This is a genomic window from Kineococcus esterisolvens, from assembly GCF_050871405.1.
Lineage (GTDB): Bacteria > Actinomycetota > Actinomycetes > Actinomycetales > Kineococcaceae > Kineococcus.
In genome coordinates this window covers 1-25,945 of the sequence record NZ_JBJLRI010000007.1, presented here as the reverse complement: position 1 = coordinate 25,945, position 25,945 = coordinate 1, and the positions used below count along the sequence as shown (strand labels likewise).

33 protein-coding genes are annotated in these 25,945 nt (G+C 73.7%); 13 read left to right on the top strand and 20 right to left on the bottom strand.

Translation table 11 applies throughout. From position 1 onward, the window contains the following. Positions 1-43 precede the first annotated feature (43 nt). On the top strand, positions 44-976 hold the full coding sequence (locus tag ACRYR8_RS04380; RefSeq protein WP_432482858.1) for a SigB/SigF/SigG family RNA polymerase sigma factor: 933 nt from the start codon (positions 44-46) through the stop codon (positions 974-976). 34 nt (positions 977-1,010) lie between these two features. Here the strand turns inward: ACRYR8_RS04380 and ACRYR8_RS04375 are convergent, their stop codons facing one another. From ACRYR8_RS04375 to ACRYR8_RS04355, 5 genes are all read right to left on the bottom strand, one after another. Continuing rightward, on the bottom strand, positions 1,011-3,593 hold the full coding sequence (locus ACRYR8_RS04375; RefSeq protein WP_432482857.1) for a SpoIIE family protein phosphatase: 2,583 nt from the start codon (positions 3,591-3,593) through the stop codon (positions 1,011-1,013). Positions 3,594-3,746: 153 nt separating this feature from the next. Beyond that, on the bottom strand, positions 3,747-4,154 hold the full coding sequence (gene arfB / locus ACRYR8_RS04370) for an alternative ribosome rescue aminoacyl-tRNA hydrolase ArfB (RefSeq protein ID WP_432482856.1): 408 nt from the start codon (positions 4,152-4,154) through the stop codon (positions 3,747-3,749). 72 nt (positions 4,155-4,226) lie between these two features. Next, the gene (locus ACRYR8_RS04365; RefSeq protein WP_432482855.1) at positions 4,227-4,769 is read right to left on the bottom strand and encodes a dihydrofolate reductase family protein; all 543 of its coding nucleotides are present in this window, start codon (positions 4,767-4,769) and stop codon (positions 4,227-4,229) included. Next, the gene (locus ACRYR8_RS04360) at positions 4,766-5,380 is read right to left on the bottom strand and encodes a TetR family transcriptional regulator (RefSeq protein ID WP_432482854.1); all 615 of its coding nucleotides are present in this window, start codon (positions 5,378-5,380) and stop codon (positions 4,766-4,768) included. Before ACRYR8_RS04360 ends, ACRYR8_RS04365 begins: the two co-directional genes overlap by 4 nt. 117 nt (positions 5,381-5,497) lie before the next feature. After that, the gene (locus ACRYR8_RS04355) at positions 5,498-5,983 is read right to left on the bottom strand and encodes a hypothetical protein (protein WP_432482853.1); all 486 of its coding nucleotides are present in this window, start codon (positions 5,981-5,983) and stop codon (positions 5,498-5,500) included. A gap of 249 nt (positions 5,984-6,232) precedes the next feature. Here ACRYR8_RS04355 and ACRYR8_RS04350 point away from each other — a divergent pair, with 249 nt between their 5' ends. Then, positions 6,233-6,892, top strand: a complete 660-nt coding sequence (locus tag ACRYR8_RS04350; RefSeq protein ID WP_432482852.1) for a hypothetical protein — start codon at positions 6,233-6,235, stop codon at positions 6,890-6,892. A gap of 96 nt (positions 6,893-6,988) precedes the next feature. Here the strand turns inward: ACRYR8_RS04350 and ACRYR8_RS04345 are convergent, their stop codons facing one another. Beyond that, positions 6,989-7,606 carry a TetR/AcrR family transcriptional regulator gene (locus ACRYR8_RS04345; RefSeq protein ID WP_432482851.1) on the bottom strand — a complete coding sequence of 206 codons (618 nt, stop codon included), beginning with the start codon at positions 7,604-7,606 and terminating at the stop codon, positions 6,989-6,991. Positions 7,607-7,665: 59 nt separating this feature from the next. Between ACRYR8_RS04345 and ACRYR8_RS04340 the strand changes: the two genes are divergently transcribed. Next, positions 7,666-8,835 (top strand): FAD-dependent monooxygenase, encoded by a 1,170-nt coding sequence (locus ACRYR8_RS04340; protein ID WP_432482850.1) that lies wholly within the window; start codon positions 7,666-7,668, stop codon positions 8,833-8,835. Next, positions 8,832-9,311, top strand: a complete 480-nt coding sequence (locus tag ACRYR8_RS04335; RefSeq protein ID WP_432482849.1) for an LIC_13387 family protein — start codon at positions 8,832-8,834, stop codon at positions 9,309-9,311. Before ACRYR8_RS04340 ends, ACRYR8_RS04335 begins: the two co-directional genes overlap by 4 nt. Before the next feature lie 292 nt (positions 9,312-9,603). On the opposite strand, the gene ACRYR8_RS04330 is transcribed toward ACRYR8_RS04335, so the two are convergent. Continuing rightward, positions 9,604-10,437, bottom strand: coding sequence for a putative quinol monooxygenase (locus ACRYR8_RS04330; protein WP_432482848.1), 834 nt, complete (start codon positions 10,435-10,437; stop codon positions 9,604-9,606). A gap of 205 nt (positions 10,438-10,642) precedes the next feature. Next, positions 10,643-11,026, bottom strand: a complete 384-nt coding sequence (locus ACRYR8_RS04325; protein ID WP_432482847.1) for a metallophosphoesterase family protein — start codon at positions 11,024-11,026, stop codon at positions 10,643-10,645. A gap of 349 nt (positions 11,027-11,375) precedes the next feature. On the opposite strand from ACRYR8_RS04325, the gene ACRYR8_RS04320 reads away from it, so the two are divergent. The 3 genes from ACRYR8_RS04320 (at position 11,376) to ACRYR8_RS04310 (ending at position 14,400) form a co-directional block, all read left to right on the top strand. Continuing rightward, the gene (locus ACRYR8_RS04320; RefSeq protein WP_432482846.1) at positions 11,376-11,525 is read left to right on the top strand and encodes a hypothetical protein; all 150 of its coding nucleotides are present in this window, start codon (positions 11,376-11,378) and stop codon (positions 11,523-11,525) included. Positions 11,526-11,809: 284 nt separating this feature from the next. After that, positions 11,810-13,645 (top strand): SpoIIE family protein phosphatase, encoded by a 1,836-nt coding sequence (locus tag ACRYR8_RS04315; RefSeq protein ID WP_432482845.1) that lies wholly within the window; start codon positions 11,810-11,812, stop codon positions 13,643-13,645. A 311-nt stretch (positions 13,646-13,956) separates the two neighbouring features. Further along, complete coding sequence (locus ACRYR8_RS04310; RefSeq protein ID WP_432482844.1) at positions 13,957-14,400, top strand: TfoX/Sxy family protein; 444 nt, start codon at positions 13,957-13,959, stop codon at positions 14,398-14,400. A 346-nt stretch (positions 14,401-14,746) separates the two neighbouring features. Here ACRYR8_RS04310 and ACRYR8_RS04305 read toward each other — a convergent pair whose 3' ends face one another. The 4 genes from ACRYR8_RS04305 to ACRYR8_RS04290 form a co-directional block, all read right to left on the bottom strand. Beyond that, a complete protein-coding gene (locus ACRYR8_RS04305) occupies positions 14,747-14,899 on the bottom strand; it encodes a hypothetical protein (protein WP_432482843.1) in 153 nt (50 codons plus the stop codon). A gap of 197 nt (positions 14,900-15,096) precedes the next feature. Further along, positions 15,097-15,447 (bottom strand): type II toxin-antitoxin system PemK/MazF family toxin, encoded by a 351-nt coding sequence (locus ACRYR8_RS04300; RefSeq protein WP_432482924.1) that lies wholly within the window; start codon positions 15,445-15,447, stop codon positions 15,097-15,099. Then, on the bottom strand, positions 15,444-15,662 hold the full coding sequence (locus ACRYR8_RS04295; protein WP_432482842.1) for a ribbon-helix-helix domain-containing protein: 219 nt from the start codon (positions 15,660-15,662) through the stop codon (positions 15,444-15,446). The genes ACRYR8_RS04300 and ACRYR8_RS04295 overlap by 4 nt, the downstream gene beginning before the upstream one ends. 162 nt (positions 15,663-15,824) lie before the next feature. Continuing rightward, positions 15,825-16,019, bottom strand: coding sequence for a hypothetical protein (locus tag ACRYR8_RS04290; RefSeq protein WP_432482841.1), 195 nt, complete (start codon positions 16,017-16,019; stop codon positions 15,825-15,827). A gap of 46 nt (positions 16,020-16,065) precedes the next feature. On the opposite strand from ACRYR8_RS04290, the gene ACRYR8_RS04285 reads away from it, so the two are divergent. After that, entirely contained in the window at positions 16,066-16,239 is a 174-nt protein-coding gene (locus tag ACRYR8_RS04285) for a hypothetical protein (protein WP_432482840.1), read from the top strand. A gap of 432 nt (positions 16,240-16,671) precedes the next feature. Here ACRYR8_RS04285 and ACRYR8_RS04280 read toward each other — a convergent pair whose 3' ends face one another. The 3 genes from ACRYR8_RS04280 to ACRYR8_RS04270 all read right to left on the bottom strand — a co-directional run bounded on the left by ACRYR8_RS04280 (position 16,672) and on the right by ACRYR8_RS04270 (position 17,998). After that, positions 16,672-16,830, bottom strand: coding sequence for a hypothetical protein (locus ACRYR8_RS04280; RefSeq protein ID WP_432482839.1), 159 nt, complete (start codon positions 16,828-16,830; stop codon positions 16,672-16,674). Between the two features lie 24 nt (positions 16,831-16,854). Next, positions 16,855-17,484 carry a maleylpyruvate isomerase family mycothiol-dependent enzyme gene (locus ACRYR8_RS04275; protein WP_432482838.1) on the bottom strand — a complete coding sequence of 210 codons (630 nt, stop codon included), beginning with the start codon at positions 17,482-17,484 and terminating at the stop codon, positions 16,855-16,857. A gap of 160 nt (positions 17,485-17,644) precedes the next feature. After that, the gene (locus tag ACRYR8_RS04270; protein WP_432482837.1) at positions 17,645-17,998 is read right to left on the bottom strand and encodes a hypothetical protein; all 354 of its coding nucleotides are present in this window, start codon (positions 17,996-17,998) and stop codon (positions 17,645-17,647) included. 23 nt (positions 17,999-18,021) lie between these two features. Here ACRYR8_RS04270 and ACRYR8_RS04265 point away from each other — a divergent pair, with 23 nt between their 5' ends. Both ACRYR8_RS04265 and ACRYR8_RS04260 read left to right on the top strand, forming a co-directional pair. Further along, positions 18,022-18,513, top strand: coding sequence for a hypothetical protein (locus ACRYR8_RS04265; RefSeq protein WP_432482836.1), 492 nt, complete (start codon positions 18,022-18,024; stop codon positions 18,511-18,513). A gap of 223 nt (positions 18,514-18,736) precedes the next feature. Then, positions 18,737-19,174, top strand: coding sequence for a hypothetical protein (locus ACRYR8_RS04260; RefSeq protein WP_432482835.1), 438 nt, complete (start codon positions 18,737-18,739; stop codon positions 19,172-19,174). 88 nt (positions 19,175-19,262) lie between these two features. Here the strand turns inward: ACRYR8_RS04260 and ACRYR8_RS04255 are convergent, their stop codons facing one another. From ACRYR8_RS04255 to ACRYR8_RS04245, 3 genes are all read right to left on the bottom strand, one after another. Further along, positions 19,263-20,003, bottom strand: coding sequence for a TSUP family transporter (locus tag ACRYR8_RS04255; protein ID WP_432482834.1), 741 nt, complete (start codon positions 20,001-20,003; stop codon positions 19,263-19,265). Positions 20,004-20,187: 184 nt separating this feature from the next. Continuing rightward, complete coding sequence (locus ACRYR8_RS04250) at positions 20,188-20,703, bottom strand: GNAT family N-acetyltransferase (protein ID WP_432482833.1); 516 nt, start codon at positions 20,701-20,703, stop codon at positions 20,188-20,190. A gap of 200 nt (positions 20,704-20,903) precedes the next feature. Further along, complete coding sequence (locus tag ACRYR8_RS04245; RefSeq protein ID WP_432482832.1) at positions 20,904-21,113, bottom strand: hypothetical protein; 210 nt, start codon at positions 21,111-21,113, stop codon at positions 20,904-20,906. Positions 21,114-21,491: 378 nt separating this feature from the next. Here ACRYR8_RS04245 and ACRYR8_RS04240 point away from each other — a divergent pair, with 378 nt between their 5' ends. Then, positions 21,492-21,671 (top strand): hypothetical protein, encoded by a 180-nt coding sequence (locus tag ACRYR8_RS04240; RefSeq protein WP_432482831.1) that lies wholly within the window; start codon positions 21,492-21,494, stop codon positions 21,669-21,671. Positions 21,672-21,875: 204 nt separating this feature from the next. On the opposite strand, the gene ACRYR8_RS04235 is transcribed toward ACRYR8_RS04240, so the two are convergent. Next, on the bottom strand, positions 21,876-22,952 hold the full coding sequence (locus tag ACRYR8_RS04235; RefSeq protein ID WP_432482830.1) for a PDDEXK nuclease domain-containing protein: 1,077 nt from the start codon (positions 22,950-22,952) through the stop codon (positions 21,876-21,878). Between the two features lie 511 nt (positions 22,953-23,463). Between ACRYR8_RS04235 and ACRYR8_RS04230 the strand changes: the two genes are divergently transcribed. Together ACRYR8_RS04230 and ACRYR8_RS04225 are read left to right on the top strand one after the other, a co-directional pair. Beyond that, on the top strand, positions 23,464-24,198 hold the full coding sequence (locus ACRYR8_RS04230; protein WP_432482829.1) for a helix-turn-helix domain-containing protein: 735 nt from the start codon (positions 23,464-23,466) through the stop codon (positions 24,196-24,198). Positions 24,199-24,272: 74 nt separating this feature from the next. Continuing rightward, positions 24,273-25,466, top strand: a complete 1,194-nt coding sequence (locus tag ACRYR8_RS04225) for an epoxide hydrolase family protein (RefSeq protein WP_432482828.1) — start codon at positions 24,273-24,275, stop codon at positions 25,464-25,466. 198 nt (positions 25,467-25,664) lie between these two features. On the opposite strand, the gene ACRYR8_RS04220 is transcribed toward ACRYR8_RS04225, so the two are convergent. Next, on the bottom strand, positions 25,665-25,945 hold a 281-nt coding region (locus tag ACRYR8_RS04220; RefSeq protein ID WP_432482827.1), incomplete at its 5' end, for an IS30 family transposase.

The window sequence follows — 25,945 nt, the reverse complement described above, 5'->3', positions numbered from 1 at the left end:
GGACCGGTCGCCGGTCGGCCCCCGGGAGGCGACGCTCCCCGCCGTGAGGGTCGTGCCGCAGGTCGACCCCCCGGCCGTGGAGGCCCGCGGCGACGCGCCCACCCGGGGCACCCGGACCACCCGGGCCACCCCGCCCGCCCCGACCACCCGGCCCGCCCGGTCGGCGGTCCCGGCGGGTCCCCCCGAGCGCGCCGAGCTCGCCGAGGTGTCCGGCCACGCGGCGGTGCAGGCCGAGACCGCCGAGCTGTTCAGCGCCCTGGCCGCCGAGGAGGACCCCGCCGAGCGCGCCCGGCTGCAGCAGCGGATCACCACCCTCAACCTGCCCGTGGCGGCGAGCATCGCCCGCCGCTACCGCGGTCGCGGGGAGGACCCCGAGGACCTGCACCAGGTGGCCGCCCTGGGCCTGCTGAAGGCCGTCGAGGCCTACGACCCCGCGCTGGGCCGTGAGTTCATCGTGTTCGCGGTGCCCACCATCTCCGGGGAGGTCAAGCGCCACTTCCGCGACAAGGGCTGGAGCATCCGCCCGCCGCGGCGGCTGCAGGAGCTGCGGCCCCGCCTGGGCGCCGCCCGCTCCGAGCTGGAGCAGGACCTGGGCCGCTCGCCCACCGTCTCGGAGGTCGCCGCCCACCTGGGCGTGGACGTCGACGAGGTGAGCGAGTGCCTGGCGGCCACCGACCAGTACCGCCTGCACTCCCTGGACCAGCACGTCGACGACAGCCAGGGCTCGGGCACGAGCGTCCTGGACACCCTGGGCGACCTGGACGCCGCGCTGGAGTCGACCGTGGACCACCTGACGCTGGCGCCCCTGCTGGCCCGCCTGCCCGAGCGCGACCGGCGGATGCTGACGCTGCGCTTCGAGCACGGCTGGACCCAGGCCCGCATCGCCGAGGACATCGGCGTGAGCCAGATGCAGGTCTCGCGGCTCCTGCAGGACGTGCTGCGGCGCCTGCGCGCCGCCATGGACCCCGCCGCCTGACGGGGCCGCCACCCGGACGGGGGCCGGGCCGGTGTCAGGGTGCCGGCGGCTCGCCGGGCACGTGCGGGGGGACCCGCCGCGGGCCGGCCTCGGCGGGGCGCGGGCGGTCCTGGGGGTGCAGGCGGACGGCGACCACGGCGACGTCGTCCTCCGGCCGCGGCGGCAGCATCCGCTGCAGCAGCCCGTCGACGAGGGCGTCCAGCCCGGTGTCCTCGGCGGCCAGCTCCGTCAGCGTCGCGCGCAGGCGCGCCAGGCCCTCCTGCAGGGGCTGGTCGCGGCGCTCGACCAGGCCGTCGGTGTACAGCACCACGGTGGAGCCGCGCTCCAGGACGGTCTCGGACTCGCTGCGCTCGATCTCCGGGAGCACGCCCAGCATGAGGTCGGCGTCGCGACCCTCCAGCGCGACCACCTCCCCCCGGGGGGTGATCACCATGGCGGGCGGGTGCCCGGCGTTGGACCAGCGCAGCCGGGTCGTGCCGCGGGCGATCTCCTCGGGCGTCTGCTCCAGGCGGGCGACGATCGCGGTGGCGGTGGTGGAGATCTGCAGGTTGGCCACCGCCCGGTCGGCCTTGGCGAGCACCTGGACCGGGGAGTCGTCGCCCAGCCCGCCGATCGTGCGCACCATCGTGCGGACCTGGCTCATGGCGGCCGCGGCCTGGGTGTCGTGGCCGATGACGTCGCCGATGACGAGCACCGTGGCCCCGGACGGCTGCATGAACGCGTCGTACCAGTCCCCGCCCACCTGCGCGGCCTCGGCGGCCGGGGAGTAGCGCACCACGACCTGCCCGTGGTCGGGTTCGGGCGGCTCGCTCAGCAGGGACCGCTGCAGCGCCTCGGCCAGGTCGCGCTGCTGGCGGTACAGGCGCGAGGAGTCCAGCGCCAGGCCGGCGCGGGCGGCGACCTCGGTGGCGGTGGCCAGCTCCTCGGTGGTCAGGGGGGGCCGGTCGGGTCCGGTGAAGACGGTCATGAGGCCGACGGTGCGCCCCCGCCCCCGCAGCGGGAGGACCGCGCCGGCGGTGGGCGCGAGCTGCGCCAGGACGCCGCGCACGCGCCCGCCGGGGTCCAGCACGCCGGTGACGGCGCGGGTGGCGTCGTTGACGACGACCGGGTGGGTGCGGCGCAGGGCCTGCCACAGGAACGCGGTGTCGGTGAGCTCGTCGAGGCGGTGCTCGGCGTACTCGCGCACCAGCGGGCGGGCCGCCTCGTCGCGGTGCCACCAGCCCGCGTCGCGCAGGCCGCGCCGCAGCTCGGCCGGGGCGGGGGCGGCGGGGCCGGCCCCGGCCGCCCTGCCGGCCGGGGCGTCGTCGTCGACGAGGGTGATGACGCACCAGTCCCCCAGCGCGGGCACCACCAGCTGCGCCAGGCGGTCCACGGCCCGCTCGGCCTCCAGGGAGCGGGTCAGCTCCTCGGTGACCGCGGCGAGCAGCTGCGCGCGGGCCGCGGCCCGCTCGGCGGCGTGCTGGGCCCGCTTGCGGGCGCTGATGTCCATGAAGTAGAGCGCCAGCCCGTCCTCGTCCGGGACGGCGCGCACCTCGAACCACACGTCCAGCGGCTCGGGGTAGTGGGCGTCGAAGACCTCCGGCTGCCCGCTGGCCACGGCGCGGCGGTAGTGCTGCTCGAAGGCGGTGCCGACGGTGCCGGGGAACGCCTCCCACAGCGTGCGCCCCAGCAACCGCTCGCGCGGGGTGCCGACGATCCGCTCCGCCTCGGCGTTGGCGTAGACCAGCCGCCACCGGGTGTCGAGGACCGCGTAGCCCACCGCCATGGACTCCAGCGCCGCGGCGACGCGCTCGGTGACCTGCCGCTGGGCGGTGACGTCGTGCACCGCCCCCACCAGCCACGGGGACGCGCCGGCCGCACCGGGCAGGGTGCGCCCGCGCCCCTCCAGCCAGCGGGTGGCGCCGCCGGGCAGCAGCACCCGGAACGCGGAGGTGAACACGCCCGTCTCCACGGCCGCCGCCACGTCGGCGCGCACCCGCGCCTGGTCCTCGGGGTGGATGCGGGTCATCGCCGCGTCGACGTCCTCGCCGAAGTCCTCGCGCCGCACCCCGAACAGGGCGTGCATCTGCTCGTCCCACACCAGGTGCCCGCTGTCGACGTCCAGGTCGAAGGTGCCGATGCCCGCGGCCTGCACGGAGACCTCCAGCAGCGCCTTGCTGGTCCGGTAGTCGCTGCTGAGCGCGGCCAGCTGCAGCTCGGCCGCCGCGGCGGCCGCCACCTGCCGCAGCACCGCCACGTCGTCCTCGTCCCAGGGACGCGGCTGGGCGCCCAGCACGCACACGGCCCCCACCGCTCGCCCGTCCTCGAGGGTGAGCGGGGCGGCCGCGCAGGAGCCCACGGCCCCCGAGGCCACCGGCGGCAGGTCCCGCAGCCGTTCGTCGGCGCGGGCGTCGGCGACGGCCATCGGCGCGCCCGAGGCGGCGGTGCGGGCGCACAGCCACTGCACCAGCGCTTCCTCGGCGTCGGGAGCGGGCGGGGTCGGGGCGGCGCCGGGCGCGTCGTCCAGCAGGCGGACCCGCCCGGAGGTGGCGCCCAGCAGCCGGGCGGCCAGCTCCGCCAGCCGCTCCAGCCCCTCACCCGCGGCGAGCGGGCCGGGTCGCGTCGGGTCCTCGCGCACGCACGTCCTCCTGACGCCAGACGATCCCCTGGCGCCACGCCAGCTGCACCGGTACGCCCCCCATCCTGACCGATGGCCGCGCCGCACCGCCGCGGCGGTCCCCCGGTCGCGTCGGTGCGGTCCGGCCGGCGCCGGGGCGGTGGGCCGGGGCGGTCAGTCGTCGGTGCTGCGCCGCAGCCGCTTGACGTCGCCGCGACGGCGCTTGCCGTCCAGGCGGCGGCGCTGGGAGCCGCGGGTGGGCCGGGTGGCCCGCCGCGACGGCGGCGCCGGGGCGATCGCGTCGCGCAGCAGGTCGCGCAGACGCTCCAGCGCCGCCTCCCGGTTGCGCAGCTGGGAACGGTGCTCGCTGGCCACGACGGTCAGCACGCCGCCGGCGAGGCGTGAGGACAACCGGCTCAGGGCGCGCTCGCGCAGGTGGGCGGGGAGGGCGGCCGAGCGGGCCAGGTCGAAGGACAGCTCCACCCGCGAGTCGGTGGTGTTCACGCCCTGCCCGCCGGGTCCGCCGGCGCGGGAGAACCGCTCGGTCAGCTCGGCCGCCGGCACGGTCACCGCTGGGCTCACCCGGACGTCCTGCACGAGCCCCTCAACGACGGCGCGGCCCGCCGGCTTCCCGCGCGCCGCGGCCCGGCCACCTCACCCGACCACCGCGTACGTGGACTGGACGAAACCCGCACCGAGCACCGTGGTGGTGCGGTGCTCCAGGGCGACGTCGCGCGGCAGGTGGCCGAACAGGGGCAGCCCCTCGCCCAGCAGGACGGGAGCGGTGGTGATCGTGAGCTCGTGGACGAGCCCGGCGGCCAGCATCGAGGTGACCGTGCGGCCGCCGTCGACGTACACCCGGCGGGCACCGGAAGCGGCGAGGGCGGCCACGAGGGCGTCGAGGTCCGGCACGACCCGCACGCGCGGGTCCGCCTCGGCCTCCAGCCGGCTGCTGAGGACGAGGACCTGCCTGCCCCCGTAGGGCCACTCGTCGAAGCTGAGGGTCTTCTCGTAGGTGCCGCGGCCCACGACCAGGTGGTCGACGCCGGCGATGAACTCGTCGTAGCCGGTCTCGCCGATGTCCTCACCGCGCTCGGTGAGCCAGCGCAGGTCGCCGTCGGGGCGGGCGATGAACCCGTCCAGGCTGGTGGCGATGAACACGGCGCCGGTGAAGGGCGCGGGGGTCGGGGGGTTCACGGTGGTCCTCCTGGTGCTCGGCGGGTCCGGGGGCGGTGGGGGTCGAGGGCGGCGTCGACGGCGGCGCGCAGCTCCTCGCGCAGCGGGGCGGTGCCGGCCAGCGCCCACAGGACGAGCGCGCCGTGGGAGGCGACGTGGACGGTGCGGGCCAGGGCGTCCGTGGGGGTGGACGCGCGCAGCTCACGGGCCCGCACGGCCTCGGCGAGGAGCCGGGCGATCCCCTCCCTGGTGCGGTGGGCGTGGGTGGCGGCGTGGGCGCGGAACTCCTCGTCGGTGAGGTCGAGCTGGAGGAAGCCGAGGTCGTGGGCGACCTCGTCGCGGTCCTCGGCGTCGGCGACCTCCGCCGCCAGCGCGGCGTGCAGGGCCGCCAGCGGTGACGCGGTGCTGGCGCGCGCGGCGGCGAACCCGTCCGCGACGCCGGCGGCGGCACGGGCCGCGAACGCGAGCAGGAGACCGCGCTTGGAGCCGAACCGGTGCACGAGCGCGGGGGCGGACACGCCGGCCTCGCGGGCGACGGCGGCCAGGGTGGTGCCCGCCGGGCCGTGGCGGCGGAGGACCCCGGCGGTGGCGGCCAGGACCTCCTCGTCGCTGACGGTGCGCGGGCGGACCACGGCCCCTCCCCGGAGGTTAGTTAACGGCTGTGCAGTAACGTAGCGCAGGACCGGGCGCCGCGGCAGGTCCCCGGGTGGCGGCGACCCGAACCCGGGCAGAGCACCGTCGAGGCGCGGTCAGCAGCCGGGTCGGGACGCGGTGACGGCGTGGACCACGGCGGTCTCGGGGTGGGTGTCAGCGCTGTCGCGCGGGCCGATCTCGAACAGGCCCACCATCAGCTGCAGCGGGTAGTCCAGGACCTGCGCGGACGTGAAGACGACCACCTCGCAGCAGGCGATGACCACGCCGCCGCCGTCCCAGCGCGCGGACCAGGTGTGCGCTCGCCCGGCACCCACCGGGACGACGACCTCGGTCATCTCGGTGCTCAGACGGGGGTCGTGGTGGGCCTTGATCCCCACCCGGGCCGTGGTGGTGATCGCGCTCACGGCTTCGGCGTCGATCTCGAACAGGCACACCTCGCCGCTGTCGAGCTCGTCGGCGTGCTCCGTCCCGGCCAGCCGCACCGCGAGCATGCAGCCACGATCGCGGCCGGCGGTGACGGTGACGTCGACCTGCCCCGCCCTGGGCGCCCACAGCAGCCGCTGCGGGACCGCGGTGCGCACCGGTCGCCGTCGATGCGCAACCGCGCACCGCTTCGTGGACCACCGGTTTCGACGGCTTCGGTGCGGCGCGGGGCGTCACGGACCTCGCGGGTGAGAGCCGTGGCGGTGCCGGCGGGGGTGCCTCAGCGGTCGAGCTGCTGCACGACTCCACCGCTGCGGACGGGGCGGACCTCCACGCCACCGCCCTCGACGAGCACGTCCGTGAAGTCGGCGCTCCGGCTGCGCGTGCTCGGTGGGTAGCCTCTCGACGTGGGCCGAGCGGTGGATCTGCTGTCGTCTCGATGGGGCCGCGTCGTCGGCCCGGGTGCTGGTGCGGTGGAGAACCTCGGCAGCGTCGGGCTGGGCTTGGCCGGTGCGGTCCTGGCGCCGCGGTCGGTGAGGTCCCCCGTCAGGCGCTCCGCGGCCGTGGACACCGTCGTGCGGGTGCTGGCGGCAGACCTGTGGGGCGGGGCGTGGTGCAACAACACCCCCGCCGCGGTGCGCTGGTACCACCGGCCGGAACACGGGGCGCGACAGCGCCTCGCCTTCTGCGCCGCCCACCTGCACCCCTTCGTCCTCGCTCTGCTCGACGGCTCGCACGGGGGTCGCTCGACGCACTGGCGACGTGCCGGCGCGGAGTACGCCTACCTGGTGCTGGCCGCTGTCGCGGTCGAGGGGACCCCGGCCGCCGTGCGCCCGGTGGTGGGCGTCGTGGCCACGGCGGGCGGGGTGGTGCTCGACCGGGCGCTGGGTGCGTCCCCGAGCGCACCGTGGTTCGCGCCCGCGTACTTCACCAAGCTGATCGCCGGTCACGCCGCGGGTGGGGCATGGCCCGTGACCGCGGACCGGAACGGGCGGGTCCGGGCGGTCCGGCGACTCGACCGCACCCGCTCGGTGCGGCGCGCCGGCCGACGGCCTCCAGGCGCGTAGGCAGCCCGGGGATCGACACGACCGCGCGGTGTTCGCACCGGCCGTGCAACCCGGTCCGGTGGCGGGACGGCCTCGCGGGGGACACCACCACGGGTGTCACGGAGCGTTCAGCGGGCCCCCGCCGGGAGCGGGATCCCACGCGGGTTCGAGCACCAGGGCCGTGAGGCGGCGCGTCGCGGCGGCGATCTCCTCCCGATCGACAGCGGCACCCGCGTTGGCCCCCACGAGGCGGTCGAACAGGATCCCGTCGAGGCAGGCCACCAGCCACTGCGCCTGCCCCGACGGGTCGCTCGCGCCCAGGCCGGCCAGCACGTCCGCCACCCGGCCCCTGATGGCGGTCCCGCTGCGGTGCAGGGCCTCAGCCAGCTCGGGCCGGCGCAGCGTCTCCAGCGACAGCTCGTACCGCGCGATGTGGCGCTCGCGGTCGGTGCTGAGCCAGCGGAGCAGGACGTCTGCGAGCACCTTCCCGAGGGTTTCCGCGTCCGCGGCGGCCAGCAGCGGCGCCACGAGGTCCAGTTGCGCGTGGTCCTGCGCTGCGAGGTCGTCGACGCAGGCGCGCAGCAGCGCGGTGCGGCTGCGGAAGTAGTAGGAGGTGGAACCGGCGGGCAGCGCTGCCCTGGTGTCGACCGCCCGGTGGGTCAGGGCGCGCGCCCCTCCGCTCGCCAGGACCTGCAGTGCCGTGCGAGCGATGAGCTCCCTGCGGTCCTGCTTCACGGGGGAACTGTACAAGCGCAGTGCTTGTCGCCCTCCCTCTACACCTGTAGAGTCGAGTCGTGGGGAAGACACCCGAGCGGTCCGCGGTCGTGGTCGGAGGCGGGATCGGTGGCCTGGCGACGGGGCTGGCGCTGCGACGCGCCGGCTGGAACGTGCACGTCCGGGAGAGGACTGCGGACGGCGCCGCCACCGCGGGCGCCGGCCTGGTGCTGTGGCCCAACGCCGTCCACTGCCTGCAGGTGCTGGGTGTCGCCGAGGCGGTCCGCGAGCGCGCGAGCGTCCTGCACCACTCGGCCCTGCGGCGGCCGACGGGACGGTCGCTCTCTCGCGTCGACGCGCACGAACTGGCGCGTCGCTGCGGGCAACCGCTGCTCGGCATCGCCCGGGCGGACCTCGGCGAGGTGCTGACCAGCGCGCTCGGCCGCGACGCGCTCCACCTCGGGCACGAGGTCACGAACCCGGCGAGCGTGGAGGCGGACCTGGTGGTCGGTGCCGACGGGATCGCCTCCCTCGTGCGCCGCTCGCTGTGGCCCGACGGGGCGCGTCCGGTCCACCGCGGGTACACCGCCTGGCGCGCGCTCGTCCCGGGCGCCGACCGGCTCCGGGGGACCGGCGCGGCGGACGGTGCCAGCGAGACCTGGGGCAGGGGCGAACGGTTCGGCATCGTCCCCGTCGGCGGAGCGGGCACCTACGTCTACGCGACCGCGAACGCGCCGCGGGGTGCTCGAGCCGGTGATGAACTGGCGGAACTGCGACGGCGCTTCGGCCGCTGGCACGAACCCGTCCCGGCGCTGCTGGCAGCGATCGAGCCGGGAACCGTCCTGCGCCACGACGTGCACGACCTGCCCCCCGGGGCAACGGCTCTGCACCGCGGCCGCACCGCGCTCGTCGGTGACGCGGGCCACGCCATGGAGCCCAACCTGGGCCAGGGCGCCTGCCTGGCGCTGGAGGACGCCGTGGTCCTCGCCCACGCCCTCGAGACCGAGGGCTCCGTGCCGTCCGCCCTCTCCCGCTACGACCGCGAGCGCGCCCGGCGGGTCGCCGCTCTGGCTCGCCGCTCCCGCCACCTCGGGCACCTCGCGCGAGGTGCCCACCCGGCGCTCACCTCCGCCCGCGACGCAGCGGTGCTGGTGACACCGGCTCGCCTGGCCCTGCGCGCTGCCGGCCGGGTCGCCGACTGGCGCCCTCCCACCTCCCCGCCCGCCCACGTCCGTCAGGAGTCCCGGTGACAGGTCCTCGCCCCCGTGTCGAACCCTCGCGGTCGACCGCCACCACCGTCGCGGGGTGGTCGCTCGTCCTCACGGGGTCGGTGCACGCGATCTCGTTCGTCGTCGGCGCGGTGGTGGAGCCGCCGCCGGGTGAGCACCTGGTGCGCGCGTCGATGCGGGGGACGACGGTGAGCCCGGCCGGCCTCGACCGCAGCTTCTGGCAGCTCTTCAACGGTTTCAGCCTGGCGATGGCGCTCCTGCTGATCGGTTTCGGCGCCGTGAACCTGCTCGTCGTGCGTCGGGCCCCGGAACTGCTGCACCGGACGCGCGCCCTGCTCTGGCTCGACGCCTCCGTCGTACTGCCCCTGCTGGTGATCTCACTGCTGCTGTTCCCCCCGCCCCCCGTCCTGCTGCTGAGCCTGACGGCAGCGGCCATCGGCACGGCGCTGCGCCGACCGAACAGCCAGCGGGCGGCGGCGTCACCGACCGCGGCGTGAGGCGCAGACCGCACTGGCCGGACCGGTCGCGGTCGAGCCCGGGGCGCGTCGGGAGCGGTCGCGTGATGCGATCACCTCGGTCACCGTGCGGTTCGCGGGGGCCGCTGCGCACCGGGCCGCAGCTGTTCCCGGATCGTGCAGCAGACCCCCCGCCCGTCAGCCGCCCGACCGGGCGGTACGGCTACCCGGGCGCCCCGTCGCGCTCCGCCCCGGCGAGCTGCTGCCGCTGCCGCTCGTACACGCCGGGCAGCCAGTCCACGGCTGATCACCGCGGTGCTCAGCACGGTGCTGCTCAGTGCGTGCTCCCCGGCCCCCAGCGACGCACCGGAGCGGTTCCCGCCGCCCGAAGGCGTCGCGCGCAGACGTCCTCAGCTACGAGGGCCTCCGCACCGGTCAGGTCGTCGGCCGCGTGCCGCGAGGCCGCCTCGCGCTCAGCCGGATCAACGCGGTCGTCCTGGCCGAGCAGCAGCAGGCGACGCCCCGCACGCTCGTGGAGGAGCTCCGGCAGTTCCCCCGCCCGACCGGGTCGACGGCGAGTCGCACAGGCGGAGCGTGCGTGGTCGGCACCCCGATCCACCGACGAAGACGTCCGGCGCCCGCTGCAGCGACCCCGCGCGATCGCAACCGACGTCGACTGGGCGCACGGGCGGGGCCCGGAGGCGAGAGGGCTCGGCGAAGCTGTCCTCCTGGCGATCGCAGGACGGCCGGACGCCGCGCACGAACTCCCGGGCGAGGGATCCGAGCTGTTGCAACGGCGCCTCGGCTGACGACGGCTCCGCCCGAGCACCACCGGTGCACCCGGGGTGCGAGCGCAGGGACGGCGAGGCGTCGGCGCACGCCACCACGTCAAGGAGCGTGCACCGGACACGTCGTACTCGACCACCGACGCCGATCGGATCGCGCCGCTCCGCTCGTCGTTCGGACCGCTACCGCGGAAGGCCTCCACGGCTGCTCGCGACGTCCAGCGCTCGAAGACGTTGGTCCGGCCGGCGTCCAGGAGGTCCGCCGCGATGCTGAAGTCCAAGCAGCCGGCGGCGCACCGAGCCCGGTGCACCACGTCGGAGCAACCAGCCAGGTACGCCTCGCGCACCCCGGGGTCGACGACGTGCCCGGCGACGATGACCATGTCGAACTCCTCGGGGGTGCTGGGTGCGGCGTCGACGGGGGGACTGCACGAGTCGCCGACACTCACCGGTCCCCGCCTCCAGCGCGCGGAGGCGGTACGGCCGCGCCCCTCGCCGGCATCCGCTCACGGCGTTGGCCGGGACGTCGCCGACCGCCCGGATCCGTCGAGTCGAGGATGTCGCGCGGAGGGCGACGTGACCCCGACCTCAGGTGCGACCGCACAGCAGCAGCCGCCGTTCGGCGTGCGGTCCCAGCCGGTCCAGGACCTCCTGCACCGTTGCGGGGCGTGCGCCGCCCGGCTCGACGGTCTCCACCAGGTGGGTGAGGTCGTCGGTCGGTGACCCGTGGAAGGCCAGCACGTCACCGTCCACCTCGAGCGTCGAGGGCAGCGCCTCCAGCCACGCCCGGTGCTCCGGCGACATCGCCTCGTGCGCCAGCCGGTCAGATCGGCTCGTGCGGTCCACCGGGGTGCGCAGGAGCTGCCGCTCGTGATCGCCGCACACGGTGGGCAGGTCGAGCTCCACCAGCAGATCGGCCGTCTCCCGCGGGCGAGGACCACCGGAGATCAGGTCACCGAGGTCGACCGTCACATCGACGGCCTGCGCCGCGATGTCGGCCAGCTCGGCCTCCGAGCGAGCAGGTTGCCGTGCACGTCGGAGATCACTGCAAGACGCATCCGGCGAACCCACCCACCTGCACGGCCTGGCCCGCAGGCCTTCGGAACGGGCGCGGGCCGCTTCGACCGCAGGCACGTGCACAGCGCTCCGGCGCAGCAACGCCCCCACCGGCTCCCGCAGCGTCTCGTCCAGCACCTGCTCGAGCAGGTCCCGGTGCGGCGCGGTGTTCCTCGGGGCCTCGGGACCCGGGCCGACGTGGGGCCGGGTGGTCTCCAGCACGACACCCGGTCCCGTTGAAGTTCCCCGCAGGCACCGGGTACCCGTGAGGCACCAGCCGACGAGCGAGCCGCTCGGCTGCTCGTCCAGCTCGCCCCGCGCCGCCCCCCCTCGATCCAGGGATCAGTCCGTGACCGTGCGCTCGTTCAGCCCCGACGTGCTCGTGGAGGTCGAGGCCACCGCCGTCCTGGGCTGAACGACCCCGGCAGGACCTTCGCGGCCGGCGCCGGCCACGCACCTCGAAACCGTTCGGCGGGGAGCCGCCGGCGCGGGCCGCAGTTCACGCGCACGGCGCTGGCCGCACGCGGCCACGGGCGGGCGGCGACGCCCCGACTCGCCGAACCGAGGACGGCCGCCCGGGACGACCGCCTCAGGCGGCACCGGTGGATGGGACAGGAGCCGCGCGTTCGGAGCCCCGTTCTGTCAGAGTGCACTCTGTGTGACAGACCGAGCCGCGACGGTGACGGGCAGGAGCAGCGCGTGAGAGCCCAGCTGGATGACCTGCGTCTCTTCGCCGCTCTGCCCACCGCGCACCTGGTGCTCGATGCGGACCTGGTGATCCGGCAGGTCAACCCGGCCTACCTGCGCCTGGTGGGCCTGCGTGCCGTCGATCTGATCGGCCGGCGGGCCTTCGACGCCCTCCCCCCGGGCCAGCAGGCCCTGGACGAGGACGGCGTCCCGCACCTGCTGCGCTCCTTCGAGCAGGTCCTCGCCACGCGGGAGCCCCACACCCTGCCCGCGCAGCGCTACCGCGTCCTCGACCTGCACACCGGTCGGACGGTCGAACGGTGGTGCTCTACGACCACCGTGCCCGTCCTCGACGACGCCGGCGAGGTCGAGCTGCTCCTGCAGCAGGTGGAGGAGGTCACCGACTGCGCCCACGACCGTCAGGCCCGTCCGCCCCACCACCGGAGCGAGCAGCAGTGGCAGGCTCGGGCGCTGTCCGCTGAGACGGAGCTGTCCACCCGCGCCCACGAGGCCCGGGCCGCCCGGGAGAGCGAACGCACCCGGGCTCGTGAGCTGGCAGCGCTGGCCACGGCCACCGTGCGCGTCGCCTCCGCCGAGGACGTCACCGAGCTGGTCGAGGTGCTCCTCGAGCACGGCCTGGCGGCCCTGGGTGCGCACGGTGGAGCCGTTGCCGTGCGTGAGGCGGACGTGGTGCGCCTGGCCATCAGCGCCTCCCTGGGGCAGCAGGCCCGAGTGCGGTGGGATCAGCTGCCCCCGGACAGCCGCGTGCCGGCCGTGGTCAGCGCGATCAGCGGCCGGCGCATCCTGCTGCCGAACCCGGCAGCGAGCCTGGCCTACGACCACGAGCACGGCCCAGCCCCCAGCATGGCCGAGGTGATGTCCACCACCGGCTGCCCGGCCTGGGCCGTGCTGCCCCTGGCTCGCGGGGGCGCGACGCTGGGCTCGCTCGTGGTGGCCTGGAGCCAGGCGCAGACCTTCACCCCGGCCGCGCTGGAGGTCCTGGACGCCTTCGCCGCGCAGTGCGCGCAGGCCCTGGCCCGCATCCAGGTCCGTCAGGAGCAGCAGGACGAAGCGGCGGAGACGTCGAAGCTGGCGGAGACGCTGCAACGCAGCCTGCTCAGCGAGCCGGCCCGCCCCGGCGGCCTGCAGATCGTCACCCGGTACCGCCCCGCGGCGCGGCGCGCCCAGGTGGGAGGCGACTGGTACGACAGCTTCGTCACCTCCACCGGGACCACCACCCTGGTCGTCGGCGACGTGGTCGGTCACGACCGCGAAGCGGCCGCGGCCATGGGACAGGTGCGCAACCTGCTGCGCGGGGTGGCCTACACCCTGCCCGCCCCGCCCGCGCAGGTGCTGACCCTGCTGGACCGCGCGCTGCGCGGCCTGGACGTGGGAGCCCTGGCCACCGCCGTCCTGGTCACCATCGAACGAGTCAGCACCGAGCAGGTCAGTGCCCAGCGGTTCAGTGTCGAGCAGCACCGCGCCCAGCAGGCGGCCGGAACGCACCTGCTGCGCTGGTCCAACGCCGGGCACCCACCGCCGTTGCTGATCCACCCCGAGGGGGTCACCGAGGTGCTGAGCACCGAAGCCGAGCTGCTGCTCGGCTTCGAGCCGGACGCCCACCGCCGGGACCACGAGGTCCTCGTACGACCCGGATCGACGCTGCTGCTGTACACCGACGGCCTGATCGAACGACGCCACGCCAGCATCGACGACGGGCTGGGCTGGCTGGTACGCACCGCAGCCACCCTCGCCGCCGCCACCCCTGCGGATCTCTGCGACGAACTGCTGGACCTCGTCGTCGACGACGCTGAAGACGACATCGTCCTGCTCGCGCTGCGCACCTGAACCCCTGAGGGCGGAGGATCGACGCGGTGCGGGCCCGCGGTGCGAACGCTGCTCCTCCGCGCGCCGACCCAGGCGGATCCGGACGTGATCGCCGCTCGGCTGAACGGTCGGCCTGGACAGGCGCCGGCCTTCGGGACACCATCGGAGGCGCCGGCCGAGGTGTCGCACCGACCGCCTGAGCCGGCGGCGCTGACCAGGACGTCGTGACGCCCGAGGACGTCGATGGCCGAGCGGACGACGCGCCCTCCGAGCACCCGCACGACGCCGGGGACCGGGCAGCCACCGGGTCGTCATCGAGAGGAGCGCTCGTCGTGCCCCACAACACGGAAGTGGCGGACCGCGTCCGCGCCGCGCTGACCGGTCGCGAGGTCCGCGAGGTCAAGATGTTCGGCGGACTGGCCTTCATGGTGGACGAGCGGATGCTCGTCTGCGTCTCAGCCGGTGGATCCGACCTGCTCGTCCGGGTCGCACCCGACAGCGACGCCCAGCACCTGCAGGAACCCGGCGCCCGGCGAGCCGAGATGGGCGAGGGCCGCTCGATGGGCGCGGGGTGGATCACGGTCGACGAGGAGGTCCTGGCCGCGCAAGAGGACTTCGCGCGCTGGATGCAGGCAGCCTTGGACTTCCACGCGCAAGGCTCGGGCACGAAGCAGCGGTCGAAGGTCCAGACGACGCAGGACCAGGACGACGTGGGTCCGTCCCCGCGCTCCGGGCGCCCGACCAGCCATCCCTTGGTTCCAGGTACGGGCGGGTGATCACCTCAACCAGGTGACCGGCGGGGCCCTTGGAGCACACCCTCCATCAAACCCGGACCTTGACAGTCTTTCCATCTGGCGCCTGCACGTACCGAGAGCGCGTCACACGGAGGACCTGCTGGGTACCGTTCTCCGCTGTCATGTCTGAAGCGTCCTCACGGGTGGGCGACTCCGGCAAGTGGATGTGCGTTGCATCGAAACACCAGTAGCAGCCTGTCCTGAGCCACCTGCAGCCCGCCCACGGGCCCGCAGAGTCTGATCAAGCACGGCGCGCGGTCATACCGCGGAGCGGGACGCTCGGTCGTGCCCGGAGGTGTCCGGCGGGTCAGGCTGCCAGCAGGCCGTCCTAGACCAGTTGCGGGACCAGGACATCGTGCAAGGCGGGGGCCAAGACGTCAGGGGCCCGCAGGTCCGCTCCGGTGACCCGGCGTGAGTCGGCCAGCTCAGCGGCCAGCCGAGGCGGCGCGGCGAGCCCGCAGCGGTAGACCGTCAACTGCATGGGCACTCCCTCCAGCGCGGCAGGCGCCTGCACCGTCAGGTACGGCTGGACATCCAGAGGAGTCGTCGACAGCTCGCGGATGAGGGTCTGCTCCGGCAGCTCCCCGGCGTCAGGCTTGCCGCCGGGCAGGGTAGAGGTCGCGGACTGGTGGCCGACATCACGTCATCCCGCGGTGAGGGTCGCTCTCGTCACCGGCCTCACAGGGCCAGGTGCAGCCGCAAAGCGTCGTCGAGGGCATCCAACGCCTCGAACGGCAACCGGCCCAACGCCGGCCCCAGACGGTCTACTGACACAGCACGGACCTGTTCAGCCTGGGCCTTGGAGTCGACGTGCAGTCCGGTGTCCCGGGCATCGAGCAGGACCTGGAAGGGAAACACCCTGGCCGTGTTGCTGGTCACCGGGACCACGGTGACCACGCCCCGGCCCAGGCGTTCGGCGACCGCGTTGGCCCGGTCGTTGCTGACCACGACCGCGGGCCGGCGCTTGTTCGCCTCACTGCCCCGGACGGGGTCGAAGTCGACGAGGCGGACTTCCCCACGTCGCATCAGCGCAATCCGTCAGCCGTGGCGCCTTCCCACACCTCACGCTCCCCGGAATCGTCCCAGTCCTTCCAGGCGGCCGCGTAGTCCTGCTCCAGTTGCTGATGGGTCAACGCCCGGATGGCCCGCTGGACCGCCGCGGACCGAGACGGCAGCCCAGCCTCGCGGACATGTTCGTCGAGGGCGGCGACGTCGGCTTCGGAGAGACTGATGCTGAGCTTCACACACTGATGCTACCCGGGTAGCACCGAAGGTGCCACCGTCCGGTCATGCCGCCGTCCGGGTGCTCGACGACTTCGCGGTCTTGTCGAATTGCGGGTGTCCGCATCGGGCTCGGCAGGTCAAGCCCATCGCCTCCTGAACCTGCTTCAGGTCAATGAGCAGGGTCAGGAGGTCGGCGGCGTCGTGGTCGGGCACCCGCTCCCGTAGGCGTGCAGCGGATCCTCGGCGGCAGGACCAGCCATCCACGGCATGCCGTCGACCAGGACCTCAGCGTCACCCGAGGGCAACGGGATCACCAGCTGCATGGGAACCGTGATCCAGGTCGTCTCGGCAACGGCCCCTGCGTCCTGCACGTCCACGCGCACCCTGGACCCGGCGGGGTGCTCCGGGGACTCACCGACGCACATGACCATCTGCGCAGTGCTTTCGGGCGAAGAGCTGACCGTCGACGACGTCGGGACCGACGGGGTGGTGACTGCGGCGTCCGGCGCCGGTGGGGAGCTGGAGCAGGCACCCAGCACGAGCAAGCAACCCAGCAGAGCGGATCGGTACCTGAGCCGCGTGATGATCACCGATTGAGTCAAGCAGGTGAAAGCGGCGCTGTCCGTCCTTCCCGCCGAGAAGCAGCACAGCCGCGCGACGTCACGGTCATCCCGCGATCCGCGCGCGATCACCGCTGGTCGTGACCCTCGGCCGCGGGGTAGCCAGTGGTCTGCCGCGGCCCAGCCCATCGGGCCAGGTCTGCTTTCCCACCCGCAGATCCGAAGAGCCCGAAAAGCGCTACTGAGAATGGCTTAGTGCGCGAGCGCCGGGAGGCCCGCGCGCCGAACCGGGATGCCTTCTCCGCACCCACCGCGCGATCAGCCTGCCCCCGGGTGGCCCGTCACGCAGCCTGACCGGGCATGCGGTCCACTGCCGGATCGGTGACTCAGGCGCGAACCCGGCCTCGATCCGGTTCAGCCAGGGGCCGCAGGTCGGCAGGAGAACCAGCTCGACGTCGTTGCCGGCCGCTCAGGCACGGACCTCGGCGTGCTTGTGCGGGGAGGAGTCGTCCAGCACCACGTGCAGCTTCTGCCCGGGCCAGTGGGCGCGCAGGACCTCGAGCAGGGCGAGGAACTCCCGCCCTGGGCGGGCACCAGCACCACGACCGCCCGCCGGCACGTCGATCACCCGGTCAACTCGTGGGACGAGCCACTAGCCCGGCGCGATCCGGCGGCGCAAGGTGGGGGCTCCTTCGCCGGTGAGGGAGTCCAGCACCGCCCCTCGACCGGTACTGGCCAGCAGCAGCACCTGGGCGGTTCCGCTCACCACCGGCCCGCTGCCGTGGGCGAAGTCGATGTCGTCGGCTTCGAAGCGCAGTCCGGTCAGCGCTCCCTCGGGAACCAGGCCTGCCGGAGCGGTCATGAGGAACGTCAGCGCCTTCCGCAGCCGCGGTTCGGGGACGGCTCGGTGCAGGCCCAGCGGCCAGCGGATGTCCAGGCCGTGAACCAGCACGTCGACCAGAGGCGCCTCCGGGCCCGCTCCGGGCGGGGTGAACCGGGAGCCGGCCTTGCGGGCCAGCACCTGCACGAGCTCGGCGAAGGGGCGCTGCGCCAGCCGCTGCGTCACCCGCTCGTTGGCCCGGTCGAACTTGCCGCCTGCGGCGAGCACGGCGAGCACGAGCCGGGGGGTGCTCACCTCCAGGGGCATGACCAGGTGCGCGAGGACGTCGTGGACGCTCCAGGCCCGGCACAGGCTCCTGGTCGACTGCTGTTGCGGGCTCAGGTGCGAGGCTTGCTCGGCCAGAGCCCGCCGTTCATCGGCGATCTCCTCGAAGACGTCCACCGGACGATCCTGGCAGGAGACGCCCCACCGCGGGCACGTTCACCGCACGGCCCCCCACGCCACCTCGACCAGCCCCCGGGCGCAATCGGGCTGAACGGTGAGCGGTGCACCTGCTCCGCGGACCGGTGTTCTCGCCCGCCCCTGTCGTCCGCCCCTGTCGTCACTGACGAGGAAGCGCGCTCCGGCCACCGGCCCTGCGGTTGTGCACCCCGAGCACGGTGAACGACGGCAGCAGCACGGCACCGACAGCGGCGAGGCTGAGCACCCACCCGCTGACAGCCCCTTCGGGCACCACGAACCCCGCCACCACCACGCACACCAGCGCAGCCACCCACACGACAGCTGCCCGCCCGCGCGGCCACCCGCGCCCCACCCACAGCGACGCCCGGCGATCACCGGCCCGGCGCACCTCGCCACCCGTCGCCAGCGCAGACAGGACCGCGGCAGCAGCCAGCCAGATCATCCACACCACACCGGTCATCCTGCCGGAGCGCACCAGCACCCCCGAGAGCACGGAGCGAGAACACGGAGGCCGTCGTGCACCCGACCGCGACCCCGCCCACCCGCCACACGGGCCCGCACCCGGTCCCCACGCTGCTCGCCGTCACCGCCGCGCTGCCCGCCACGGCCGTGGCGACCTGGTGGGCCGTCGGGAACCTGTCCCACCCCCAGGGGTGGATCGACCCGGCCGCCGCCGGCCCGCAGCTCTCCGCCGCGACCGAGAGGACGGCCGGCCTGCTCTCGCTGCTGGTGCTGCTGCTCATCGGCGTCGTCATCAACCGCCCCGGCTCGCTGCTGCGCCGCGACCGGCGCTGGTGGGCGGTGCTCCTGCCCGTGACCGCTGCTGGTGCCCTGCTGGCGGTGGCCCAGCGCGTGGCCACCGCCGCCACCGTGGGCGCCAACCTCGGCATCGCCTTCATCGCCCTGCCGTGCGTCCTGCTCGCCGCTGCTGCACTGGTGTGGTCGCTGCTGCGGGCTCGCCGACTGCTGAAGGAACACCGGCGGCGCGCACGGCCCCGGGAGCGCTGACGCCCACAGGATTCTGCCGGGTCAGGAACACTCCCCGATCGACAGCGGTGGAGCGCACCGCACGATCTACCGCTCATCCCGCGACCAGGACGTCGTTGACCGCACGGATCTGTCGAATTGCGGACGTTCGTCAACGGACTGGATCGGCGTACGAGGAGCCGTCCTCCCCCCACGCGCGTCACACCGGAAGGACCCCCAGTGACGACACAGGAGGTGGCCGAGGGTGCGGACGTCGAAGGTGGCACTGCCGTGCCTGCTCCTGCCTGCTGCACTGGCCGTTGCGCTGGGCGCGTGCGACGGGCCTGGCGAGCCTGGCGGGCTCAGCGAGGAGCTGAAGGCCAGCCCGCTCAGCCTGACCGCGCCCAGCGATGCCGACATGGAGGCCCTCATGACCGGAGTCCTGACGCAGCGGGACGGCTGCATCGGAGCGCAGGCCGGCAGTGCCTTCCACGAACTGGTGTGGCACAGCGACGACGTCGAGTGGCGGCCGGACTCCCAGCAGGTCGTCTTCCAGGGGCAGGCTCTGACGCTGGGCGGCACCGCCTGGTTCGGCGGTGGCACCACTGGTCGAGGGATGGACTACCTGACTCGACCAGAGGGCTGTGAAGACGCTGACGGGAGCTGGCTAGTGGGCTCCGTCGAAGTCCCTCCACAGCAGTGAGCCGGTAGCAAGATCGCGCAGCGAGCATCCCGCCGGCCGGGCGCGATCATGGTCGGTCGACTTCCCTCATCTGCCGAAGAGCGGGCGGTCAGACGAGGTCCCTGGCTGCCTTGATGAAGAGCATGAGAGCGCCAAGGGCCGCCAGGACCAGGACGAGGCGGCGCACTCCAGAGACGCTGATGCGGTTGACGAAGGGCCAGGCGGCCCCGGCGCCGACGAGCAGCCCCAGACCCGCCCAAAGCAGCCGTGAGGGCTGAGCGACCGGCAACCCGAGGGTGACCAGGGTCACGACGTTCACGGGCAGGGCGTAGGCCTGCAGCGTCGCGGTGCTCACCCGCGGTGCCCAACCCCGGTGGGCGACGAAGAGCGCCACGGGCGGTCCGCTCACCCCACCCAGCACGTTGAGCACTCCACTACTGGTGCCGGCAGCCACCGCGCCTGCAGGCCCGTCCACCCAGCGGGCCCGTCGCCCCGAGGCGATGAGGCCCACACCGACCAGGACTGCTGCGCCGACGGCGATGGAGACCCAGGCAGTGCTCAGGTCCGAGGTCACCCAGGCGGTCGGCCACACCAGCAGTGCGGCCGGTATGAAGAGGATCAGCGCATCACCCCAGCGCACCAGGCGGTGAGTGCGGGCCAGCAGCACCACGTTGAGCACCAGGGACATCGCCACGCTCATCCGCACCCCCTCGGAGGGGCCGAGAGCGAAGGCCAGCAGTGGACCGGCGATGAGAGCGAAGCCCATGCCGCTAAGGACCTGCGCCGCTGCTGCCACCGCCACCAGCGCGACGAGGACAGCGGGAAGCCACGACACATCGCCAGGGAGCACTGCGGGATCCTCCCAGCAGCCCAGCCCAGCCCAGCCCTGCCCAGCGCGGCGCTCGACGAGCACCCGCACTCCCCGGCACCTCGGACGGACAGAAACATCCGCTCATCCCTGTGGGCTCAGGCCATGAGCTGGGAGCCTCGACTGAGGCTCCTGAGTGGCCCTCACGGCGATGCGCCAGGTGCGGCTACGCGGAGGCGGGGCCGGTGGGCACCCAGTAGCGCAGCTTCGGCCCCCGCTGGTCCTGGAACAGGCCCCCGTTGGCTTCGATCGTCTTGCGCGAGGCGGTGTTGTCCACGTCGCAGGTCACCAGCGCGCACTCGATGCCCAGGGCCGCCGCCACCGGCAGCGCAGCGGCGAGGATGGCGGTGGCGTGCCCCTGCCGGCGCACCCGAGGGACGACGTAGTAGCCGATGTGCCCACCGAACTCACGGAGGAACGGGGTCAGGTGGTGGCGGATCTGCACCCGGCCCAGGTACTGCTCGCCCTCGACCCACCACAGGTTGGTGGAGGCGACGAAGCCGTCCGGGCGGGGTGAGCCGTCGCGGGCGTCGTCGATGAGTTCATCCACCCAGGCGGCGAAGGCTGCGTCGTCGCGGTCGGCGGCGCCGGCGTAGACGGAGTGCTCCTCCCAGCCCGGCTCTGCGGCTGCTGCTCGCAGGGAGGCCGCGACACTGGCTCGGGGGTTGATCAGGTGCGCCACGCCGCGACCCTACGGATCACTCTCCACGGTCGCCGGGGCACCCCGTGATGCGCGCGATCAGATCGCGGGCGGGTGCCCGCAGCGAGCTGTCGACCTCACGGTCATCCCGCGCTCAAGGCGCGGTCGACGACTGTCGGCGACCGTGTTCACTCCTCAGCACCGGAAGGCGGAGCCAGACCCAGTAGGGCAGTGCGCAGTGCCTACCCCTGCTGTCCAGCCAGAGCAGACTCCTCAGCTTCCAGCCACGCCAGGCCTTCCCGGGCGGCGTCTGCGGTCAGCGCCTCTCCCTGCTCGGCATAGTGCTGACGACCTGAGTCGACGAGCTGGCTGGCCGTCTCCCCATCCGGCGCCTGCACGTACCAAGAGCGCGTCACCCGGAAGATCTGCTGCGTGCTGTTCTCTGCTGTCATGCCTGCAGCGTTTCGGTGCATCGACGACTCCGGCAAGTGGATATGTGTCGCATCGGGACCGGCAGCATCGGGACCGTGAGCTACCGGTGGTCCCCAGCGGGTCGGTAGAGCTGATCACGTACGACGCGCGGTCATCCCGCGGTGCGCGGGCGCACGGTCATCCCGCGGCCCCGGCGCCATCACGAGCGGCCGGCGACTTCACCGTCGTGCCGCGCGGGGTACGCGGGTGCCGCGCACCGGCTCGCACCTACGTACACCGAGCACCACCCTGGTCCCATGGCGCGTGACCAGCTCTCACCAGCCACCCCGGCTGAACGGCATCACCAGCGGCCACGCCCAGCGCCCCGACACGGGGCCTGGGTCCTCGCCGACTGCCTCATGGCCCTGGTGTGGCTGCCGGTGCTGCTGCTCCTCTACTTCAGCCAGATGCCGGCCTGGCTCGTGATCCTCTTCGCCATCGTGGCTCTCTGGAGCGTGGTGCGCGCCTACCGACAGGTCTGGCTGTGGTCCCAGGACCAGCGCCACCAGGACGAGCACCAACACCACGTCCGCGCCTGAGCTCGCTCAAGCCCCGGAAGAGAGCGCACCCCCTCAGCTACGCGTCCACGCGAGGCGCTCCGCGTGACCGGGCGACCACGCGGTCATCCCGCGTTGTGCGCGGTTGTCAGCAGCCGGCAACGTCGCGGTCTTGTCGAGATGCGGACGAACCTGCTTGCCGCCGACTTCACCAGGCCCCGACGGAGTGCCTTACCCACTGACGGGTTACGACTCTGTTTGGGGGGATGCTGCCTGCTGCGTGCTCAGCGCGTCCTGGAGCACAGCGTTGAGCTGGGCCGGATCAGGCAGGCCGGCGCGCTGCTCAGCGGTGAGAGTCTCGTAGCTGGCCACCGCCATCGGGGAGGTGGAACTGCCCAGGGCGTAGCGGACCAGGTGATCATCCCCGCCGGTGCACAGCAAGATTCCCACCGTGGGGGCGTGCTTGGCTGCATCGCGCATCTGGTCGTCGACCACCGCCACGTAGGTGCCCAACTGCCCCAGGTAGGCGGGATTGAAGCGGCCCATCTTCAACTCCACCACCACGAACCGCAGCTGGGTGTAGGAGAACAGCAGCAGGTCCACGATGAGGGTCTCCTCCCCCACCTCCAGCCGGTGCTGACGACCGACGAAGGCCATCCCGTGCCCGAACGCGGTCAGCGTCTGCTGCAGGCGGTCCATCAGGGCCTGCTCCAGCTCCCGCTCCCCGACCCGGCCGGTGAGGGTGAGGTGGTCGAAGACGTAAGGGTCGCGGGTCAGCTGCTGCGCCAGCTCCGACTCCGGGGCGGCCAGGTGGGTGGCGAAGTTGGACGGCGCAGCCCCGGCCCGAGCGTGCAGGCCGGTCATGATCTGGTGCTCCAGGACGTTGCGGGACCAGCCGTACTCCACCGCCGCGGCGGCGTACCAGGCCCGCAGCTGCGGGGTGTCGAGGCGGTCCAGCAGGACGGTGATGTGGCGCCAGGGCAGTTGTGCACCAGCCTGGTGCACAAAGTCGCGCTGGAAGGCCGGCTCGGGCCAGGCGGCGGCGAAGGCGCGCATGTACTGCAGGTTGCGGCGGGAGAAGCCGCGCTGGTCGGGGAAGGCCTCGCGCAGGTCCGCGGCCAGGCGGTCGACGACCTTGGCGCCCCACCCGTCCTGCTGCTGGCGGGTCAGGATGTCCCGCCCGATGGACCAGTACAGGCTCAGCAGCTCGGTGTTGGCCGCGCGCACCGCCTTGACCTGGGAGGCCTGCACCCGGGCCTTGAGGTCAGCCAGCAGCGCCGCGTAGCCGCTCGGCTCCAGCTCCCCTGCGTCCTGTGTGCTCACGGGAGCCCATCCTGTCGGCCTGCTCGGACTATCGCGGCGGCCGGGTCCGTGGACGGCCGGGCACGGCGGTACACCCAGTGTGATCAACGAGACGGCGCCGCGGTGCGGAGGGCAGTTCGACCGTTGATGGACCACTCGACGACGTCACGGTCTTGTCGATGTTCGGGCGCAAGCTGAGCACACTGATCATCTGCACGACCTCGAGAAGCGGGCTTCCATCCAGCCCTGGTCCGCGTCACCGCCTCCTTGCTCGTCGAGTGGACCGGCACACCATGCACCCACCCGCGACGGCGAGTTCCGCGATGATGCCGCGAGCCAGCCAAGAAGCAGACGAGCCAGTTGGGGTCAGTGACGACGAGCGTGCCGTCGGCGGCCCGACATCACGCTAGACGGCCGGGTAGCGGACCAGCCGGGCAGAGGGCATCTCAGTTGCGCGGTAGTGAAGATGGGTCTGCTGCACTGATCGGTGCGCCCTCGACATCTCGGAAGCGGTGGTCTTCCATGTGTGTCCGTGGCCGCTGATGACTCGCTGCGTCCCCCGAGCGGTGGCACCCCCGGCTACCGGGAGTGGCCCTCCGACGTGCCGGATCTGGTGCGCACCTGCTGGGAGGCGGCGATCGGCGCCGATGGCGCGTGGACGGTGGGCGGGGCCGAGTACTGGGGCCTGGCCTTCACCAGGGGACCGGACGGCCGGCACACGGCGCAGGTGGTCGGACCGGCCGTCGCGCCGCGACGGATGACTCTGCGAGCCGGTGAGCGCTCGTGGGGAGTCGACCTGCAGCCGCACGTCTTCTGGCGAGGGCTCGCCAAGACGGACGTCCTCGACGAGCTGCGCGACCTGGCGACCGAGGAGGTGGGCCGCTGCTGGTGGTTCGAGCTCGCCGGGGCACGGCTGGCGGTGCCGTCGCCGGGCGAGCTCGACGCGACGGTGCGCCACCTGCGCACCCTCGGGTTGCTCGTCGACGAGCCGGTCGTCGCCGCGGCCCTGGCAGGGGAGGACGTCGCCGTGCCCGGCCGGAGCCTGCGGCGGCGCGTTCTCGCCGTGACGGGCTTGCGCCGGGGCCAGGTCGAGCAGGTCCGGCGTGCTCGGCGCGCGTACGCGCTGCTGCAGCAGGGCGCCACCCTGGCGGATGCGGCCGCCGAGGCTGGGTACGCCGACCAGTCGCACATGACGCGCGAGCTGCGGCGGCTGGCGGGCCTGACGCCACGGCAGGTGCTGAACGCCGAGAACACGTCCATGAGCTGAACGCACTCCTGCGCCGGCACCAGGTGGCCGTCCGGTTCAAGACCGGTCCCGTGCCGGGCGGGCACCGTCGGGGCATGGACACCACCATGAACCCCGCTGTCACCCGCCACCACGTCGCCGTCCCGCAGGCCGACCTGGACGACCTCACCGCCCGCCTCGCTGCGGCCCGGCTGCCCGGCGTGCTCGGCGACGGCAGCGACGAGACCGGCTTCACCACGGCCTCCGCCCGCGAACTGCTCGAGCACTGGCGCACCCGCTTCGACTGGCGCGCCGCCGAGGCGGACCTCGACGCTCTCGAGCACCTGCTCGTCGACGTCGGCGACGGGCGGCGGGCCCACGTCGTGCGTGCCCTCGCCGCGCCGGCTGGCCGACCGGTCGGCGTTCCCCTCGTGTTGCTGCACGGCTGGCCGGATTCCTTCCTGCGGTACCGGCACCTGCTGGGTCCGCTCACGGCCGCCGGCCACGACGTCTACCTGCCGAGCCTGCCCGGGGCCGCCTGGTCCGACCAGGCGACCGGGCCCGCGACGGTCGAGGACGCCGCGACCGTGATCGCCGCCGCCCTCACTGCACTGGGCGTCGGGCGCTTCCTGGTCCACGGGGGCGACTGGGGCAGTGCCGTCGCCGAGCAACTCGCCCTCGACCTGCCGGAGGCCGTCGTCGCGCTCCACCTCACCGACGTGCCGTGGCAGCACTTCTTCACCGTCGAGCGCGCAGACGCCACCGACGCCGAGCAGGAGTTCTTCGCCCGCGGCGACGACTGGGCCTTCCAGGCCGCTTACGTCTCCGTCCAGGCGACGCAGACGACCACCCTCGCCCTCGCCCTGGCCGACTCCCCTCTGGGTCTCGCAGCCTGGTGGGCCGAGAAGTATGCCGCTTGGACCGACCGGCCGATCGACCTCGACGAGGTGCTCACCCAGGTCTGCCTCACGTGGTTCACCCGCACCGAGCACGCGGGCATGCGGTACTACGCCGCCACGGGTGGGTCCTGGGACGCCGACGACGGCCCCGGCACCAGCCCCGGCACCGGCGGTGAGGGCGCGTGGGGCGAGGAGGCGGCCGACAGCAGAGGTTGGGGCGCGACCGTCACCCAGCCGGTCGCGCTGGCTGTCTTCCCCGCCGACATCCACGTGCCACCGAGGGAGTACGCCGCCCGCGCCTTCGGCGACCTGCGCCGCTTCACCCTCATGCCCCGCGGCGGGCACTTCGGCGCTCTCGAGGAGCCCGACCTGCTGGCTGCAGACCTGCTCGCCTTCACCCGCGACCTCTGAGATGAGGGCCGACCGCCTGCCCTCGCCATCGGCGTCACGAGAGCAACATTGCCGCTACCGGCAACGGCACCCAGTGGCGTCCCAGCCGACGATCGTCTATCGGTGCGGGTGTCAGTGCGCTGTGCTTCCGGTCAATGACGCGATCCGGCGGCCGCTGGTGGGCAACGACGTCGCGGTCATGTCTGCGGGCTCAGGCGGTCAACGCAACACCTCCGCCAGCACCTGCGAGGGTGACCGAAAGCCAAGGGTCTGTCGAGGCCGCTCGTTGAGTTCTCGAGCGATGGCGTCGAAGTCCGCCTGCGTCAGGGTCCGAAAGTCCAGCGATCGAGGCAGGTACTGGCGCAGCAGGCCGTTGGTGTTCTCGTTGGAGCCGCGCTGCCACGGGCTCTTGGGGTCGCAGAAGTAGACCTGCACTCCTGTCTGAGCGCTGAAGCGGGCGTGCTGGGCCATCTCATGGCCCAGGTCCCAGGTCAGCGACC